This is a genomic window from Pragia fontium, from assembly GCF_900638655.1.
In the GTDB taxonomy this organism is placed as follows: domain Bacteria; phylum Pseudomonadota; class Gammaproteobacteria; order Enterobacterales; family Enterobacteriaceae; genus Pragia; species Pragia fontium.
In genome coordinates, this window is sequence record NZ_LR134531.1 from 1,173,669 (window position 1) to 1,190,505 (window position 16,837).

Here is a 16,837-nt window from a genome sequence, read left to right on the forward strand (position 1 = left end):
CTAATCCCTTTATTTAAGTAGCATATTAAGTTGTTCTAATATGCTGATACTTTGTGAGTTGAGTTTGGATAAATAGAGCGAGTAGGCTAAAACCAGCACGCCAACGGTAACGATAACAATATGCTTTGTCGTCAATTGCTTAGGTAGGAAATAGCGAGCTGGTTTTTTAACGCCAAGGTGCAGACGAGTAGACGTCGGCTCGCCGTTTAGCGATAACAGTAAGCTTTGTAGGCGGCGGAATAATTTTTCAAACTCGTCGTTATTGGCATTCTGAACTTTATAGCGTCCTCTGAATCCAAGGCCAAAACACAGGTAAATAAATTCCAGCATATCTTTGTAGCGTTTAGGCTCATTCATCAGTCGTTCGGTAATCTGAAATACTCGCTCGCCGCCCCAGCCTTCATTGTGAAAGTGAATAAGTAATGACTTCTGGCTCCAAAACTTGGCCAGAGAAGAGTCAGCGCTCATCACACATTCATCAATAAAGGTGCACAGGACATAGCGAAAGGTCACAATCGATCCTGGCTCATAACCTTCCATTTCCAGAAACTGCTCGATACTTTCAATATCGGTTTGAATCTGACGGTATAAATAATCCGGTTCAGGGATATCCACCGATAGATCCTGCATACGCAGAATCATGCCTAACAGGGGGGTTGCCGCATCAATAATGGGATTGATATTGCGACCCCGAAGGGTTAATGAGTACTGTTCCAGCCTATTTAGATAACGGCTGGACTGATCGGCTCCGTGCCATAGTGATTGTTCACTCATTACTTACTCCTCACCGCCCAGAACTGCAGGTCAAGCTCAGGGAAGTTACCTGCAACATGGAAGGCAATGCTGTTTGCTTTGACAATTTCTTGCCATTCAGCAGACTGGTTATCCAGTTGGAAATAGATATAGCCAGCATGGAATGGTAACTGAGGTGGTGCTGCAGACAGTGGCGTCAGAGGAATACCAGGTAATTGAACCCTGACCAGATGCTCGACTTTGGTTGGTGTGGATATCTTAGTTTGCTGAACAAACAGGCGAATTAATTGATCCTGCGGTAGTTGAGCCTTAACCGCCAGAACAAAGTTAGCGGTTTTCAGCAGATCAATATCGTTAATCACACCGGTATATGCATTGTTGCGATCGACCAGTGGAATCGGTACCGCTCTCGGGGTTAGAACAATACTTAACGCCTGACGGGTTTTCAGCACTAAATCACTGAATGTCCGCGTTAGATCATCATGATTATACAGTTGGAAATCCTGCGCGGTTTTCGATTCAGAAGTGAACGTCATTAACTCTGAGCAGGTTTTGGTTAACATTAAATACAACGTTTCCGGGTGCACAATTTGTGTGTGCGCCAGATGCCGATAAATAGGTTTCGTTGAATTCAGCAGCTGTAACATCAGGAATTCGGCGATACCAGAAATACCTTGTTGCGTTGGTGAACCAATTTTTTCCGACAGTTGTTTAGCGCGTTCAGCAACCAGATTGGCTACTTCTTCCATAAAGGTTTGTAAGTGGGAGGCCACCTGTACTTTGGAAACGGTAGGAATAAAATCTTCATCCAGCATCAGTGTGCCATCGGCCCGCACTTCTTTGATGCGGCATAATGGCAAGATAGTATAAGCGCTTAAATTATCGGAACCTCTAATCAGCCGCGGCGATAGTCGGGCAATATTGACCTGAACATAGTTACCGTTTTGGCTATGTAAATCTCTAATTTGATGAGGATGATTTTTAAAACGCGATATCTCAGACAAATTGTCTGAGTCATGATGCAGTTCAGTAATCACATCACTAATGATGGGGAGAGCCAGATAAATATCACGGCTTTCAGTGCTCGGAATTTGCTTTATTTCAATCGGTTGAGGCGGAATATCCTCAAAAGGAATATCAAATAATGTTCCGTCAGGCATCACTCCAGCGGCATCAGTGATACTGATACGGCCCAACTTAAGCATTTCGTGGTCGATAGAAAGGCGACTGAATCCATAAGAATAGTTGACTGCGGCATCGACTCGACCGTGAATTAAATAATCAATATGCCTTTGTTGCTGTTGTAAATGCTGTGGCGCGATGGAAAGTCCTTCACGCCAGATTACGCGATTCTTATTTGCCATTTTATTCCCTTAAGATTTCTTTATTTCGACTTCGCCAGCGCGCAAGTGAATAAGGATTTTGTATTTTTTTCCTACCCCATCGATATCAACGATATCTAACCAATAGATCAGTCCCGAATCTGAGCCTGCATAGTGGGCAATAACCGCCAGATATTGAGTTTTAGACTCAATTTTTATCGGTTTTAGCGGTTTAAACTGCCCCGGCTCTAGCGTGTAGTCCTGATGGTCGACATAGTTTTTACCCAATATTTTGTCTAACGGTTCCGTTGCAATCTGGTAGTAGTCAGTGCTGAGCAGTTTCGAGTCGTCTTCTAAATAGATCACCTGAATATCGGTCGGGGAAGCTTCTCCCTCCAGATTCTGGTTAATGTCACTGTCCGCCAGTAATGAGAACTCGATTTCCGTCGGATTTTGGTCCGGATAACCAACCGGGACATCTGGATCCTGAATGACGGTATAAACCTTTTTAGACACTTCACAGCCTGATAGCATCAGACTAATGAAAACCAATATAACGACCCAGATACGGCTCATAGCGGATCCTTTCCATCAACCTCTTGTTGAAGTTGGCGAATGTGTCGGTCATAGGATTGCTCATAAATTTCCCAAAACAGTTTTTCAAATCCTTGCTGACGGTTAGAGGTCAGTTCGTCAAAGTAACTGCTGTACATTTCCCACGCCCAGGAACCATCTGGAGTACTTTTTTCACTTGCACGGCGATAGCGTAGGAAGCGGGTAATTAATGCCTGTGGAGAGAAGGCCTGAAGTAGTGCCGCGAGTGCTTCGGAGATAGCCCGTTGGTTTGCCGTATGATGAAGGCGAATTTGACTGAGGCTTTCTGCAAAAGCGGATGGTGCAGATAAATGCACCGGACATTTTTCAGTGGAATATAATAATTTCAGCATTTCGTCATAGCTGAGATTAAGGTGTAGAGGGTTATCTTCAATCGGTCTTAAATGTTTATCCGACGAATAGAGATTAGCGGCATGTAGCGAGCTTAATCCTTCAACCACGGATTTGATGCTATGACCAATTTCTTCTAGTAAATCGTAAGCTTCTTTACTGTCTTTTAGGTTAATGGAGTGCTGTAATCCCTGAAATAACGGGTTAATGGCTAAGTGATTGAGGTCATTATCCAGAGGCGTAAAATCGTTATTTGACTGGCCTTCTAACCGAATAGATTGTTCGAGCACATTTTGTGTGGTGACCACAGGAGGAACCTTATTAATAGTGAACTGGGTGGTAGGTTGTGCAGCATCCAGAACTTTCATTGGATCAAGCGGTAGTGACGACAGCACGGGAGTTTGCTGTAGTTCAGTCAATGAATATTCTTCAACGGAATCCACTTTTTTTGACAAAATTTCATTAATTGGGTCGTGATGATTGGAAATAATATTTTCAGGTCGGATCGATAGAGGATCCTGATACAACGTGCCATTTGGATTGACCTGAACTTTGATTTTAAAATCGGAGAGCTTCATGATGTCACCATGCTGCAAACGCACCGGTTTGGCTTTGGCAAATAGATCAACATCGTTCAGATAGAGCCCCGGCGCATAAGCACTGATGCAGAAGTGAGAATCAACCATATCAACTTTGGCATGCAGTGGTTCAATCTGGCCTCGTTGATTTTGAATTGACCAGAAATTATCAGCATTGCTGCCTATTGTTGCACCTTCCTGATCTATCAATGTATTTCCATGTTTTCCACTGGCAAGACATTCATGATTGAGTATCTGGAGTGTCAGCGTGTTTGAATTATTCATTAATTACTCCTGCATCTTCAGCATGGTGCTGGGATTACTTGGTGGTTCTTGGAGGAAGGTGGTCCATCCCAGATAACATCCGGTATTTTCACCCAATGTCATGGCGTCGATCTGGTTTTCCCCCAGTACCAGCTGCAGATCCCAGGCAAACTGATCCCTTAAAATAAATGACACAAAATTATGGAGAGCGTGGTGGAGCGAGCCGGTAGGAAGAAATTGCTCCATTTTTTCACGACTTAATTCACTGATGGTTAAGGTAAACTTACCGCTGTAGTCAGGAATATGTGTGCCAATAATCAGGTTTTCGCCCAGCACGGCATTGGCTTGGCCAATACGGTTTTGCTGTTGTTGAGGTATGGGCACTCGGCGAAATTGCCATGATTCAATATTGACATTCGATAAATCAAAACAGTGAGCAATAAGGGAGGCCATCAAATGAGGTGAACGTCCTGCACTGGCGAGAATACCGGCATAAGACAGCATCTTGCTTTGGTTCACTTGTAATGATTGGCGAATACTTACTTTCCCCAAGCCGACCAGTGCAAACATCCGCTGGGAAAATTCATCTTGGCCACTATGGCTATAGCAGATGTAGTAACGATACTTCCGCCAGACTTTGTATAAGTAAGTGGCTAAACGGTGATTAAACAGATCGAGCAGGGCGGTTAACCGATAATCCTGCTGAATCTCTTCCCATGCCATTCCTTCCAGATAATAATTTGGCAGAGGAGAATGGGTACCTGTCAGGCTCAAAAACGGTAATTTGATCTGTACTTTATTATCTTTAACGGTAACAGAGGAAATATCCCGGGTTACGAAGGCCAAAGATGGATTGCTAATAAAGCGGATAGATTCTTTATCCGGCGGTAAATTCAGTAAGTTATCGATATCAGTACCGCTAGACTTAGCCAGTAGCTCGATAAGCTGATAAAAGTTATATTTTTCAGCCTGTTCAGGGACTAAGTATTCATCAACGACCATTGATACACCTCATGAGTTGATGAATTAACCAATTCCAGTACGTGGAATGAATTGACCGTGGCATATTGCGAATAGAAATGCGCCATGATTGAGCCAAACAGATACATCTCCCCGGTGTTATTAAATGCATCAGGTGAGATGACTAAGGTTGATTTATGACCTTCAATAATTAAGTCATTGAAATACTGCTGATGTGGCACTGACTCAAAACTCTGGATACAGGATAATAATTTAGTCAGTGACTTCTCTGAACGTTGGTTATAACGAGCAGTGAAATTATAGTTTTGTAGAATTTGGCACAGCGAGTCCTTATTGAGTAAGGACAGATAGTTTAGAGACAGTGACGATATGGTGCTCCACTGTAAGCTGCCATCAAGGTTAGGACGGGTAATACCGGATGGAAAGGTGATGTTTTTAAACGTCACCGTTGCTGGAATACCCTCACCAGCAAGATTAATCTCTCCAATACGTAATTTCTGCGCTTCATCTCGATTACTGCACAAGGCGCGAATGGAAATGATCTCATCGTCATTGCGTCGCTCTGCTTCATCACCTCTGACAAAAGATAAAGAATAATCGATGTGCTCTTTTTCTACGCTCGGTTTACGATTTAAGTGGTAATAGAGTGGATTACCGCCATTTTCATAATTTATTTGATGTTGAAAACTGTCAAATGCCGTGTATTTCCGCGTTTGATTGTTAGCCCATCCGGTTATGCTATCAATGGAAAATAGCTCATAATGTTGGCGCTGTTGATGGTTGATATATAAAGGATATTCTGTTTTTTCACCGCTGAGGGTGATGGGTTCACAATCATGATAGAACAGATTAATGGCCGGCACACAGTTCACTTTGATGGAATCCGTGGTCAGCTTCAGCGCTGGTGGCAGTGGTTGTTTAAATTCGAATTCAAGCGCGAACGTTTCACTGGATAATCGATCCAGATAATCAGGCAATCCTTTCAGGGTAAAAAAGAGAAATCCCTCGGTAAAACTGAAGTATTCATGCAGTAATCGATAACCGGCATAAGTATTAATCGGGTAGTCCAAAATAGCATCTTCGGCATTAAATCCTGTTGCGACTAACTGAAGGTCAGGTAGCGGTAGAGATTGCCCATTGATGTGCAGTGTTGCTGCGGATAAATATTCGGCAAAATAGAGGTAGAGCTGGAAGCTGGTCATCATATCCGCTCCCAGAAATAAGCTTAATTTATCAATGCCGGCAGCGGCCAGATTTTGGCTATTGTGGCTAGTAAAGCTCAGACGAAGGGTATTGGTTGATGTTTTAGCCGTCTGATTAATAACAAATGGCGTTACCCATATATCCCGGGTTGTTCTGAAGGTACATGAAACCGGCTGACTGGCGGTGACCGGACTTAATACCGTCGCTTGCGACAGTATTTGCACGCCTTCATGATCCTGATGATTAAACTCCATAATGGTGATGCTTGGCGTTAGCTGTAAATAATTCGGCCATAGCATGTCCATCAGGTTTGAGGTGAGTTGTGGATATTCCTGATTGATTTTTGCGTGTAGCAAGCTGCTTAGATAGGTAAAACCATCTAAGGTACGATTAACGTCCGGATCGAAATAAGGCTCCGCAAGAAATTGAGAAATCTGAGGGAACTCCTCAACAAATCTCTTACTTTCTTCATTGAGATAGTGATTTTCTTGCTTAATATAACTATCTGACAACATATCATCCCTAATAGCGCTCAGAAATAAATTGATTAAAGAACTTCTAATTTATTGTTATTTATACGAATATCGAGTTCGATTTTCTCTATGTCATATACCTGAGCTATTTGGGCGATGACCAAAAAATAATAGGTAAAGGTAATAGGGTCCTGCCTGACAACAACTTGGGTATGGCTGATTCGCGGTTCATAACGTGCAATGCAATGGCGAATCGAATGACAGATAGAACTTTGAATTTCTTCAGTACCTAGCAGGGCATCATTAACATCAATGATGCCCAGTTCTTTAGTGCCATGGCATTCACCGGGCCTTGCGTTGAAAATATGACGCAGGTTATTTTTGATCGAGAGAATAAAGGCCGCGTCACCTTTGAGTCGCGGCTGGTCGTTCTGTAATCGGTCAAACAGGCTGCCTTTACTGCCTGTATCCCAGCGTCGCAAGGTTGCCATGTGACTATTCCTTGTCCAAACGTCCTACCAGAGAAAGCTCGGTATACGAACCCATACTCTTCAAATGAGGACGCAGCAACAGACGCGTTTTCACCCAACCTGGTTCACCAGGAACGTCGCTTACTGCCAGACTGATTGCGCGGAATGGGCGGCGGCAACGTACATCTACCGGTGGATTTTCCTGATCGGATACGTACTGCTTCAGCCAGGTATTCAGATTACGCTCTACATCAGCAGATTCCTGATAGGAGCCCAGTTTTTCACGCTGAATAACTTTCAGATAGTGGGCAATACGGGTAGACAGCATAATGTAAGGTAGTTGAGTACCCAGTTTGCTGTTGGTTTCTGCCGCTTTACCTTCATCCGTATTCGGGAATTTCAACGGCTTCTGAACGGATTGAGCCGAGAAGAATGCGGCATTATCCGATCCTTTACGCATTGTTAAGGCAATAAAGCCTTCTTCGGCCAGTTCAAATTCGCGGCGATCGGTAATCAATGTTTCGGTTGGGATCTTGGTTTGTAACTCACCCATTGCTTCAAAGACGTGCACCGGTAAATCTTCAACCGCACCGCCACTTTCTGGACCGATAATGTTTGGGCACCAGCGATATTGAGCAAAACTGTCTGTCAGACGAGTACCAAATGCGTATACAGAGTTGGACCACAGATAGTGTTCATGATCCTGACTGACATTTTCGTCATAGCCAAAGCTTTTAACCGGATTATCCGTTGGTGAGTAGGGTAAACGCGCCAGATTTCTAACCGTCAACAAACCCAACATTCTTGAATCTTCAGCTTCACGCAGTGAGCGCCACTTGGTATAGGTCGGGCTTTCAAAAACTGAGCTGAGTTCTTTGATGCTATCTAATTGGGTATAGCTATCAAGGCCGAAAAATTGAGGTGATGCTGATGAGATAAACGGAGCATGCGCCATGGCACCAACAGAAGCGGTATATTGCAGTAGCTTCATATCTGGCGCCGTTGGTAGGAATTGGTAATCGGCTAAAATTGCGCCAATCGGTTCACCACCAAATTGTCCATATTGAGCAGAATAAACATGCTTATAGAGACCGGATTGGGTAATTTCAGGCGCAAACTCGAAGTCTTCTAAAAGTTCATCTTTAGTGACATACATCAGATTAATTTTGATGTTTTCTCTGAAATCAGTGCGATCAACTAACAGTTTTAAACCACGCCATGATGATTCGATTTTCTGTAGTTCCTGATTGTGCAGGATTTCATCGATCTGTTGGCTGAGTTTTTTATCCAGTTCTGCAATCATTCTGTCAACCAGCTGTTTGTTGACCGGTTCTTCCGTATTTCCCGTATCCAAGAGATGGGAGACCAGCGTAGCGATACCCTGTTTAGCAATATCGTAGCTTTCATCAGCTGGAGAATAATTGGTTTGAGAAGCTATCTGATCCAGAAGGCTCATTGAGCTAAGAGCCTGCTCCTGAGAATCGGCAGCAATATTTTGTTCAGCTATAGACATATAAAGTAATCCCTTCTTAAAACATCAAATGCAATGACACAGAGGCCCGATACAATTTATCAATCTGTCACAATTGGCTTTTATGCTTACTATTCATCCGATCCAGTTGTCATACTTAATTCACGCAGCAGCTGTTCACGGCTCTTCTCATCACCGAGGATCGCTTCAATTTGGGCACGGAACGCAGGCTTATTACCTAATGGGCCTTTTAGGGCTACCAGTGACTCTCTTAACTCAATCAATTTTTTCAATTCAGGGATGGCTTGAGCAATGCTATCTGGGGAGAGATCTTTAAGTGTTTCCACTTTTAATTTGACGGGAATTTCCGATTCAACCTCGGCATTTTCTTCCAATCGATTAGGCACCGAAAACTCAAGCTCAATACCTGCATTTGCCATCACAGAATCAAAAGAATATTTATCAATTGATATCGGCTTACGTTCTTCAATCGGAGTATCTTGGGCTTTACCGGTAAAATCACCTGTCACTAATACGTGAAAGGGTAATTCTTTTTCTGCAACCTGACCGTTAGTCTCGGTTGTATATTTAATGTTGATTCTTTCTTTTGGTGCAACGCTACCTTTTTTACCAGCCATGAGTTAATCCTTTGCTAACTATATCCTGAGATTGAAAAGTGTGTGGGTGTGTTTCAGTTAATCTGATATTTAACCTGATTTAATTAATGATACGCGTATTTTTATACGACAATAATGATCAAAATACAAAATGGCAATAGCAAATTTTTTTATTTTATATTGCTTGTGCATTCATTGTGTTGCTATTTAAAAAATAACTCGCATATGTATTTTTTATATTTTATTGTTATTATTCATCCGGTTGTGTTTGTTTTTTTGTGTTGTATTTTTTGTAATTAAAAGCTGTTTTCATGTTCTTGTTTAATGAACAAAAGCTAATAAACTAGTATAAATAACAGGTGTGAAAATAATTATTATATGTTTAACATATCCCAGCTTAAATCAGGGTATTACGTATGTTTGTATATAATTTCGCACGTTATTTTATCGGTACTTAATAATCTAAATTTTAAATAAACCTGTTGGTTTTATTTTTCTTAATTTGAATTGAATTTAACTGTTATATTTATTGGGTTTATTGTGGTGGATTGACGTTATTGATGTTCTGAATAAACAACTTCGCTTAAATAATCGTGTTGTTTTAAGAACATTAAGATTTTTTTGGAAATGGAATTTAAACATGGATGCATGGCTAACAGATATGGTTTTATCGAATGTATTCATGATTTTAAGAAATTTAGAATAGCGTACTGAATAATCAGTAATTGTTACTCTAAATATACTCTTGGCAACTAAATGTAAAGGAGAATGCGATGCCAACACCAGCTTTTGCCTCGATCACGGGGAAAACTCAGGGCAATATTACTCAGGGTGCTTATACCTTAGAATCTGTAGGTCAAGGTTTTGTCGAAGGTCATGAAGATGAGATGATTGTTCAGGAAGTTAAACATCAGGTATTTGTTCCTACCGATCCTCAAAATGGCCAGCCTTCAGGCCAGCGTCAACACAAACCTTTAATTCTTACTATTGCATTAAATAAAGCAGTTCCTCTGCTTTATAACGCATTAGCTTCAGGTGAGAGCCTGCCAGAAGTGAATCTGAAGTGGTACAGAACTTCTCCAGATGGTAAGCAGGAGCACTACTTCACCACTAAGCTGGAAGACGCCACTATTGTTAACATGAACTTAGTGATGCCTAACAGCCAGGATCCTTCTCAGGCTCATTTCACTCAATTGCTTGATGTGCACTTAGCCTATCGCAAAATCGATTGGGAACACACTGTAGCCGGTACTTCCGGTGCAGATGACTGGCGTAAACCAGCAGCTTAATTGTTGTGATATGACAAAGATAGCCGTATTCGCATGGATATGGCTGTCTTCATATAATAAGCCGAGGTGGAAATATGGAGCTAAGGGATTGCTTCAAAGATGAATTACAATATATCAAACAGTTAGCCGCGGAGCGTGCAAATCAAAATTCATCGTTTGGTGATTTTCTGCAGTCTGCCGAGAATGATGCCGACGTCGAATTTTTATTTGAACACTTCGCATTTTTAATGGCCAGATTGCGCCAAAACGTTGATGATGCGTTTCCTGAAATTACGCAAAACTTATTATCGCGGGTCTGGCCTACGCCGATCAGACCAGTACCCTCAACCGCAATTCTCCGTTTTCAACCTAAGTCGGATGAAATCTATCAGCTTGCCAAAGGCAGCAGGGTCGAGGCTAATCTGGAAAATGGTGAGGTTTGTACTTATCAATTGGCCAGAGAGATCCGCGTTCTTCCCTGTTTTGTCCGAGACTGTAGTTTAGTTAATACGCCAACTAATGGCGCAATTAAGATAAAAATTGAATGGCAAGGCGGTATCACTAAAACCGGTGAGTGGATTACTGAGCCTTTTCGATTGTTTTTGAGCCATGATCCTCAGATTGCTGGGTTGCTGCAGCTGTGGTTACAGCAATATCTGGTTAAGATCTCCGTTGTTAGCGGCGATAAGCGTTTCTCTTTATCAAACCAGGTTATTGAGACTTTTATTCCGGATGCGGAGAATTTAATTCTGCCATTGGATATTCCATTATTCTGGCGATTACAGCTGTTACAGGAGTATTTTCATCTACCACACGTGAATGATTTTATTACTCTCGATCTCAGTCATGAGCTGAGTGAAATCACGATAGATGAAGATAAAACGTTTGAGCTGATTTTTGAGTTTAACCAACCATTATTGACGGATAAAACCATTGATGCAGCATCGGCATTTTTATCTAACTGTACACCTATCATTAATCTTTACAGCAGCCAGCCGCAGATCCGGGATTTTGTTAAAGGACAAAGTTCTTATCAATATATCGATGAAGAAGATAACCATCTTTATCAAATAAAATCCATTTACTCCATTCTGGAGTCAGGGCAGCGTAACACTCGCGGTGATAACATTGCCTATCTTCCAGTAACACAGTTTGCGACCAATAACTTTAATGGTCAGCAGATTTACTATCAGAGTATGTTGGAAAACAACGTAAAGGGAGAGGCGCAGAGCCAAATTACCTTTATTGATAGTCAGGGGAAACGAGTGATTGATTTTCCTCATAAGACTTTCTTTTGTGATGTTCAGTTAACCAACGGTAAAAAATGTGATGAATTAAGTATCGGTGATATTTGTATACCCACGTTGGATATTGCCAATAGCTTAAATTTTACCAATATTACTCAGCCAACCAGTGAAATTGCTCCGTTAGTGGATAGCCACGAACACTGGCCAATTATCTCCTATTTATCATTAAGTCCGCTGTTCCTGAAAGATTTAAGTGCGATGAGGCAGTTGATCATTGACTTAAATTATCACATTCACACCAGTGCGCCATTACAGCAAATGAGTGAACAACGCCTAAAAGGCATTGTGAGCCTGCAAACCAAAGCATTGGATTGGATCTGGAATACCGGGGCCATAAAACGAGGGTTAGAGATGACATTATCTTTAGATCCTGACTGCTTTAGGGATGAAGGAGAGATGTATCAGTTCGGCTTCATTTTAGGCAATGTGCTGCCGTTTTGTATGACCAGCAATAATTTCCTGACGATGAAGATCGTCAACAGTAAAACACAGAGATTATGGTCTTTAGCGCCGATTCTTGGCGGTAGGGAGCAAATCTGAATGTTGATAACCACAATATGGATTGTGCAAGCCGCAGGGTTATATACCGCACATCGTGTTGATGTAATGAAAGGGACGTAGGTTATGGATACCGGCTTATATTTTTCATGTAACATTGGCGGCCTGCCAGAATCGACTTTTGATGTGGTTGATTTCACGCTGGAAGAAGCATTATCAACGCTGTTTACCTTGGAGGTTCAGGTAGCCAGTGATGATGCTAACGTCGATATGGATGAGCAGTTACTACAAAATGCCTCACTGACCATCAAAGTGGATGGGCAGGTTAAAAGAACGATTAATGGCATTGTGGCTGAGTCATTCCGTGGTGACAGTGGTTTCCATCGTACTTATTACACTTTTACCATCCGGCCTGAAATGTGGTTATTGACGCTAACTCAGGATAACCGAATTTTTCATTTCAAATCAGTTCCTGATATTTTAGATGAACTCTTACAAAAACATAATGTTAGGTCTGAATCTAAGTTAATCGACTCCCATAAACAGTGGGAGTACACCACCCAACGCAATGAAACGGATTATCACTTTTTCAGTCGCTTAGCCGCAGAAGAAGGGATTGTTTTTTGGTTTGAAGAAAACAAAATGTTTTACAGTGATAGTCGAACGGGAATGACCGGAGGCGAAAAGCTGCTGTATAACGCACATGTTCAGAGTGCCAGCAAAGAGTCGGTGATTCATCGCCTGCAGTATGGGGCAAAAATGAAGCCTAATGCGGTTCATCTGAAAGATTATAAATTTTCTCATCCGGATGTTGGCCTGGACACTAAAGCCAAGCAGGCTAAAAAACGTCCTCTATACACCATGTATGAAAGCTATGGCCGCTATGATGATGATGGTGTAGCCCAGCAATATGCCAAATATCGGTTAGAGTCTCATCAGTCTAATAGTCTATCCGGCAAAGCCGAGAGTAACTGTATTCAACTGATGCCAGGCAAGATTTTTGATATAGAAGAGCATCCTACTGATGCAATGAACAGCAACTGGCAAATTGTCAGCATTGTTCATCGTGGATCATTACCCCAATCTGTCGCGGAAGAGTCCGGAGATAAAGTTGCGGCGTTAACCAACAGTTTCACTTTTATTCCCGGTTCTGTGGACTGGCGTGCGCCGTTTATTGCCAAACCTACGGTATACGGTGATGAAACGGCTACGGTGGTTGGGCCGGCCGGTGAAGAGATTTATGTGAATGAATACGGTGAGGTGAAGATCCACTTCCACTGGAATAAGTATGATGCCGCTGATGAAAATGCTTCTTGCTGGGTACGCGCCGGGCAGGGTTGGAACGGCGACGGTTTTGGCTTTATGGCAGTGCCACGCATTGGTCAGGAAGTGATTATTGCCTATTTAAATGGCGATATTGATATGCCGGTGATTGTCGGCACCTTGTATAACGGCAAAAACGCCACACCAGTATCACTGCCAGCGAAGAAAACCCGCATGACTATTCGTTCCCAAACCCATAAAGGGGATGGATTTAACGAAATTGGTTTAGAAGATGAGGCCGGTCAGGAAGAGTTCTACATGCATGCCCAGAAAGACATGAATGTGGATGTACTCAACGACAAAGGTGTACATGTTATCAACGATCATAATGAGAATGTTGATAATAATCAGACCATGGTGGTCGGCGTTGACCAAAAATTAAACGTCGGTAATAACCAAGCTGGCACCATTGGTGTGGATCAAACCTTGGATGTTGGCAATAACCAAACCAATACCATTGGTAATAACCAAGACTCCACCATTGGCGTAGATCAGAGCTGGACCGTTGGTAGCAATCAAACCAATACCATTGGCAGTAATCAAACGGACAATGTGGGCGCTAACCGTACAACCACCGTGGGCGGTAATGATGTACTGACGGTGCAAGGTAATCAGGCTGAAACGATAGCTATAGCTAAAGCAGAAACTATTGGTGCGGCTAAAGCAGAAACCATTGGTGCAGCTAAAGTATTAACTATTGGTGGTGCTTATCAGATTTCTGTTGGTGCAGCGATGAATACTTCAGTTGCTTTGGTGCAGGCAGAAGAGATTGGATTAAATAAGATTGTTCGGGTTGGTAAGAATATTGGAGTTAGCTCTGGAGATTCAATCAAAATTACAGCTAAGAATACGATCGAATTAGTTTGTGGTAAGAGCATATTAAGAATGGATAAAAGCGGTAAAGTTACGATAAAAGGTAATGACATTCTTATTACGTCGAAGGGGCCACTTAAACTAAAAGGCAAAGACATTGATCTGAATTAGCGGGAGATTTTTAGTATATGAAGTTTGCTAATAAGACACCTTTTGACGCATTGTGCTACCAAATGGTCGATAAAAATGACGCTGAATATAATGTCTTTGTTGCTAAGGTCGGATTCAATTTAATTCAGCAAGAAAATGGTGAGTATCGTGTAGATATTCAAGATGAGAATTCTGTTCCTCTGAGCTTTCAGGATGTTTATGCCGGAGAGATGAATAAAAGTGCAGTGTTGGTTGAGAGCGATCTAGCGCCCTATAAACCTTATTGCGATGTTGTGATTAATGCGACAGCTTATGCGCCTGGTGGCAAAGCATGTTCAGCTTTTTCGGTTAAGGCACAGCTAACATCTTTAGATGGTGAAATAACACTCTGGTCTAAAGAGGTGGATATAATTGGAGAACGCAGAATAACGCGGAATAGCCTGACAGCGCATCATATTAGTCAACCTAAGCCATTTCTGTCGCTTCCGATCAATTATCAGTATGCATTTGGGGGGGAGTGTGTAATTGACAAGCAGGATAAACGAGCATCACGTATAGATAAAAAGTATCAATTAACAGAAGAACAATTGATTGCTTATGGTGATTTTCCTCCTTGTAATGCTATTGCCCATACAGCTTGTATGAGCAATCCTATCGGTTTGGGTTTTTGCGAGTCATGGTATTTAGATGTTATTAAAGAAGACTGTTGGTCAGCGCCGAGGATCATGAATGTTGGGAGAGCATTATCTAATTCTCATATTAGTAAAATGCTAAAAGGAAAAATGGATTTATCCGATCCGGTTTATTCCCCAGCTGGATTTGGTTTTATTGGTCGAGGCTGGTCACCTAGATTAGCAAAAGCAGGTACTTATGATCAGGAATGGATCGATAATCGTCATCCTCATTTACCGCATGATTTTGATTTTAATTACTGGAATGGAGCGCCCGAGGATCAGCAGGTGGTTGAATTGCCATCAGGGCTTCATGTCTCGATAACGAATGTTAGGCCTGATGGTGAGATTAGTTTCAATTTACCAAACCATTTAGCTTTTATCCTGTTGAGAGCTGAACAGGGTGTGATTCCTCAACCAATGAAGCTTGATACTTTATTGATAGATACTGAGTCGTTGACGGTGCATTTAACTTATCGCTACTTAATCAAAGCCGATATTCCTATATCAGCGGCTGAGTTTCGTTACGAGATTCATCCTCTGACATTGCTAGATAAACTGTATCCTCGTTCATCAGTATAAGGGAGTGAAATAGAATGGCTAAAAATTTAATCGCGAGGAAGAATGGCACTTGGTTAGTCGTCTGTATCTTTCCTGATGTGTGCAAAACTCCGATTGGTCCTTCAATGGTGCCAATTCCATATCCAGTGATGACTTACTTATCAAATTCAAAGTCAATAGTTCCATCGGTTAGAGTTAATGGTGATCCTATATTGGTTCATTCAAAAAGTTTTGTTTCGATTACTATCGGTGATCAACCCGGGATCGGTCGTGGTCTTAAAAAGGCTAAAGTTAGCGGTAAGTGCCGGCCTGACCAACGAAGCGATACGGTGAAGGCCAAGAAGAAAAAAATATTAAGGCACGGTGATAAATTTCATATGAACGGCTAACAAAGGGAGGGGACATTATGGCAAAAGGCAATACGGTTGGTAAAATTGTCAATAAACCAGCGATGTCGTTGGTTAAAGCATCTGAAGCGAATCCGGCGGAGGTTTCATTAAAAAGTGAGCTGGAGAAAATTAATCCGCTTGAGATTATTGGTGGGATTTTAGCCAGCTTCGGTGATTCGCCAGATATAGCAGATATAAAGGCAAACGCAGTGAAGCTATTGTAGTGGTAAAAAGGAGTTAAAATGTCAAAGTTTGGAGGAAAAGTTAGTGGCGGTGGGGACCAAAATGAAAATACTCCTGACTGTCAATTATACTCCTATGAAGATAAAGATTGTCCCTCAGGTTATGATGCCCACCATATCGTGCCCGATTTTGTTTTACGATATGGTACGCGTAAAGATGCGATAAAAAATGATAAGCGAATAAGTGGAATGCCGACTTTAAAAGAAGGTGTGTGTATTTGTTTGAGCGAAAAGGCGCATAAATCAGCACATGAAGTTGATGCTGCTATTAAAGATCTTGGGGATATGGGAAATCCTATCGGTACATCAACACTTTTTGATGTTTTGGAGGAGGTTAAAGTTTCTTTGGACGATATTGAGCCAGAGTTAACCGACGATTGTAAAGAAAGAATAGAAAAAAAAATCGATGGGATGTTTCCTGGGGTTGATAAGACAGCAGTCCCAGTAAGAACAACAAAGCGGCCACCAAAAGAGGGAAGTGACGCTTATAGTAGGTTGGCTAACTTTAAGTCTAAATAATATGTAAGAGGATATGGAA

The 16,837-nt window shown here is 41.9% G+C and carries 16 protein-coding genes; 7 read left to right on the forward strand and 9 right to left on the reverse strand.

What is annotated here, in order from left to right; all coding sequences use genetic code 11:
* Positions 1–9: 9 nt before the first annotated feature.
* From icmH to tssB, 9 genes are all read right to left on the reverse strand, one after another.
* Positions 10–774 (reverse strand): type IVB secretion system protein IcmH/DotU, encoded by a 765-nt coding sequence (gene icmH, locus EL341_RS04885; RefSeq protein ID WP_047780363.1) that lies wholly within the window; start codon positions 772–774, stop codon positions 10–12.
* A complete protein-coding gene (gene tssK, locus EL341_RS04890) occupies positions 774–2,117 on the reverse strand; it encodes a type VI secretion system baseplate subunit TssK (RefSeq protein WP_126467157.1) in 1,344 nt (447 codons plus the stop codon). The genes icmH and tssK overlap by 1 nt, the downstream gene beginning before the upstream one ends.
* A gap of 9 nt (positions 2,118–2,126) precedes the next feature.
* Positions 2,127–2,651: a type VI secretion system lipoprotein TssJ gene (gene tssJ, locus EL341_RS04895; RefSeq protein ID WP_047780365.1), complete on the reverse strand. Its 525-nt coding sequence runs from the start codon at positions 2,649–2,651 to the stop codon at positions 2,127–2,129.
* Positions 2,648–3,883, reverse strand: a complete 1,236-nt coding sequence (gene tagH, locus EL341_RS04900; RefSeq protein ID WP_053007539.1) for a type VI secretion system-associated FHA domain protein TagH — start codon at positions 3,881–3,883, stop codon at positions 2,648–2,650. The genes tssJ and tagH overlap by 4 nt, the downstream gene beginning before the upstream one ends.
* Positions 3,884–3,886: 3 nt before the next feature.
* Positions 3,887–4,864: a type VI secretion system baseplate subunit TssG gene (tssG, locus tag EL341_RS04905; protein ID WP_047780366.1), complete on the reverse strand. Its 978-nt coding sequence runs from the start codon at positions 4,862–4,864 to the stop codon at positions 3,887–3,889.
* Positions 4,843–6,561, reverse strand: a complete 1,719-nt coding sequence (gene tssF, locus EL341_RS04910) for a type VI secretion system baseplate subunit TssF (RefSeq protein ID WP_126467159.1) — start codon at positions 6,559–6,561, stop codon at positions 4,843–4,845. The genes tssG and tssF (EL341_RS04910) overlap by 22 nt, the downstream gene beginning before the upstream one ends.
* A gap of 32 nt (positions 6,562–6,593) precedes the next feature.
* On the reverse strand, positions 6,594–7,010 hold the full coding sequence (gene tssE, locus EL341_RS04915) for a type VI secretion system baseplate subunit TssE (protein ID WP_053007540.1): 417 nt from the start codon (positions 7,008–7,010) through the stop codon (positions 6,594–6,596).
* Positions 7,011–7,014: 4 nt separating this feature from the next.
* Positions 7,015–8,502: a type VI secretion system contractile sheath large subunit gene (gene tssC, locus EL341_RS04920; RefSeq protein ID WP_047780368.1), complete on the reverse strand. Its 1,488-nt coding sequence runs from the start codon at positions 8,500–8,502 to the stop codon at positions 7,015–7,017.
* 89 nt (positions 8,503–8,591) lie between these two features.
* Complete coding sequence (gene tssB / locus EL341_RS04925; protein WP_047780369.1) at positions 8,592–9,098, reverse strand: type VI secretion system contractile sheath small subunit; 507 nt, start codon at positions 9,096–9,098, stop codon at positions 8,592–8,594.
* Positions 9,099–9,850: 752 nt separating this feature from the next.
* Here tssB and EL341_RS04930 point away from each other — a divergent pair.
* From EL341_RS04930 to EL341_RS04960, 7 genes are all read left to right on the forward strand, one after another.
* Entirely contained in the window at positions 9,851–10,366 is a 516-nt protein-coding gene (locus EL341_RS04930; RefSeq protein ID WP_047780370.1) for an Hcp family type VI secretion system effector, read from the forward strand.
* A gap of 74 nt (positions 10,367–10,440) precedes the next feature.
* Entirely contained in the window at positions 10,441–12,192 is a 1,752-nt protein-coding gene (tssF, locus tag EL341_RS04935; protein WP_126467161.1) for a type VI secretion system baseplate subunit TssF, read from the forward strand.
* Between the two features lie 84 nt (positions 12,193–12,276).
* The gene (locus EL341_RS04940) at positions 12,277–14,457 is read left to right on the forward strand and encodes a type VI secretion system Vgr family protein (RefSeq protein ID WP_126467163.1); all 2,181 of its coding nucleotides are present in this window, start codon (positions 12,277–12,279) and stop codon (positions 14,455–14,457) included.
* Between the two features lie 17 nt (positions 14,458–14,474).
* Entirely contained in the window at positions 14,475–15,689 is a 1,215-nt protein-coding gene (locus EL341_RS04945) for a DUF2169 family type VI secretion system accessory protein (RefSeq protein ID WP_074820679.1), read from the forward strand.
* Between the two features lie 14 nt (positions 15,690–15,703).
* Complete coding sequence (locus EL341_RS04950; RefSeq protein ID WP_074820683.1) at positions 15,704–16,057, forward strand: DUF4150 domain-containing protein; 354 nt, start codon at positions 15,704–15,706, stop codon at positions 16,055–16,057.
* 17 nt (positions 16,058–16,074) lie between these two features.
* The gene (locus tag EL341_RS04955) at positions 16,075–16,281 is read left to right on the forward strand and encodes a hypothetical protein (protein WP_074820685.1); all 207 of its coding nucleotides are present in this window, start codon (positions 16,075–16,077) and stop codon (positions 16,279–16,281) included.
* A gap of 18 nt (positions 16,282–16,299) precedes the next feature.
* A complete protein-coding gene (locus tag EL341_RS04960) occupies positions 16,300–16,818 on the forward strand; it encodes a hypothetical protein (RefSeq protein WP_074820688.1) in 519 nt (172 codons plus the stop codon).
* Positions 16,819–16,837 lie beyond the last annotated feature (19 nt).

What these genes read in the sequence shown, in the direction of transcription:
- icmH (WP_047780363.1), bottom strand. Translation starts at nt 774, where the DNA reads ATGAGTGAACAATCACTATGGCACGGAGCCGATCAGTCCAGCCGTTAT.
- tssK (WP_126467157.1), bottom strand. Translation starts at nt 2,117, where the DNA reads ATGGCAAATAAGAATCGCGTAATCTGGCGTGAAGGACTTTCCATCGCG.
- tssJ (WP_047780365.1), bottom strand. Translation starts at nt 2,651, where the DNA reads ATGAGCCGTATCTGGGTCGTTATATTGGTTTTCATTAGTCTGATGCTA.
- tagH (WP_053007539.1), bottom strand. Translation starts at nt 3,883, where the DNA reads ATGAATAATTCAAACACGCTGACACTCCAGATACTCAATCATGAATGT.
- tssG (WP_047780366.1), bottom strand. Translation starts at nt 4,864, where the DNA reads ATGGTCGTTGATGAATACTTAGTCCCTGAACAGGCTGAAAAATATAAC.
- tssF (WP_126467159.1), bottom strand. Translation starts at nt 6,561, where the DNA reads ATGTTGTCAGATAGTTATATTAAGCAAGAAAATCACTATCTCAATGAA.
- tssE (WP_053007540.1), bottom strand. Translation starts at nt 7,010, where the DNA reads ATGGCAACCTTGCGACGCTGGGATACAGGCAGTAAAGGCAGCCTGTTT.
- tssC (WP_047780368.1), bottom strand. Translation starts at nt 8,502, where the DNA reads ATGTCTATAGCTGAACAAAATATTGCTGCCGATTCTCAGGAGCAGGCT.
- tssB (WP_047780369.1), bottom strand. Translation starts at nt 9,098, where the DNA reads ATGGCTGGTAAAAAAGGTAGCGTTGCACCAAAAGAAAGAATCAACATT.
- EL341_RS04930 (WP_047780370.1), top strand. Translation starts at nt 9,851, where the DNA reads ATGCCAACACCAGCTTTTGCCTCGATCACGGGGAAAACTCAGGGCAAT.
- tssF (WP_126467161.1), top strand. Translation starts at nt 10,441, where the DNA reads ATGGAGCTAAGGGATTGCTTCAAAGATGAATTACAATATATCAAACAG.
- EL341_RS04940 (WP_126467163.1), top strand. Translation starts at nt 12,277, where the DNA reads ATGGATACCGGCTTATATTTTTCATGTAACATTGGCGGCCTGCCAGAA.
- EL341_RS04945 (WP_074820679.1), top strand. Translation starts at nt 14,475, where the DNA reads ATGAAGTTTGCTAATAAGACACCTTTTGACGCATTGTGCTACCAAATG.
- EL341_RS04950 (WP_074820683.1), top strand. Translation starts at nt 15,704, where the DNA reads ATGGCTAAAAATTTAATCGCGAGGAAGAATGGCACTTGGTTAGTCGTC.
- EL341_RS04955 (WP_074820685.1), top strand. Translation starts at nt 16,075, where the DNA reads ATGGCAAAAGGCAATACGGTTGGTAAAATTGTCAATAAACCAGCGATG.
- EL341_RS04960 (WP_074820688.1), top strand. Translation starts at nt 16,300, where the DNA reads ATGTCAAAGTTTGGAGGAAAAGTTAGTGGCGGTGGGGACCAAAATGAA.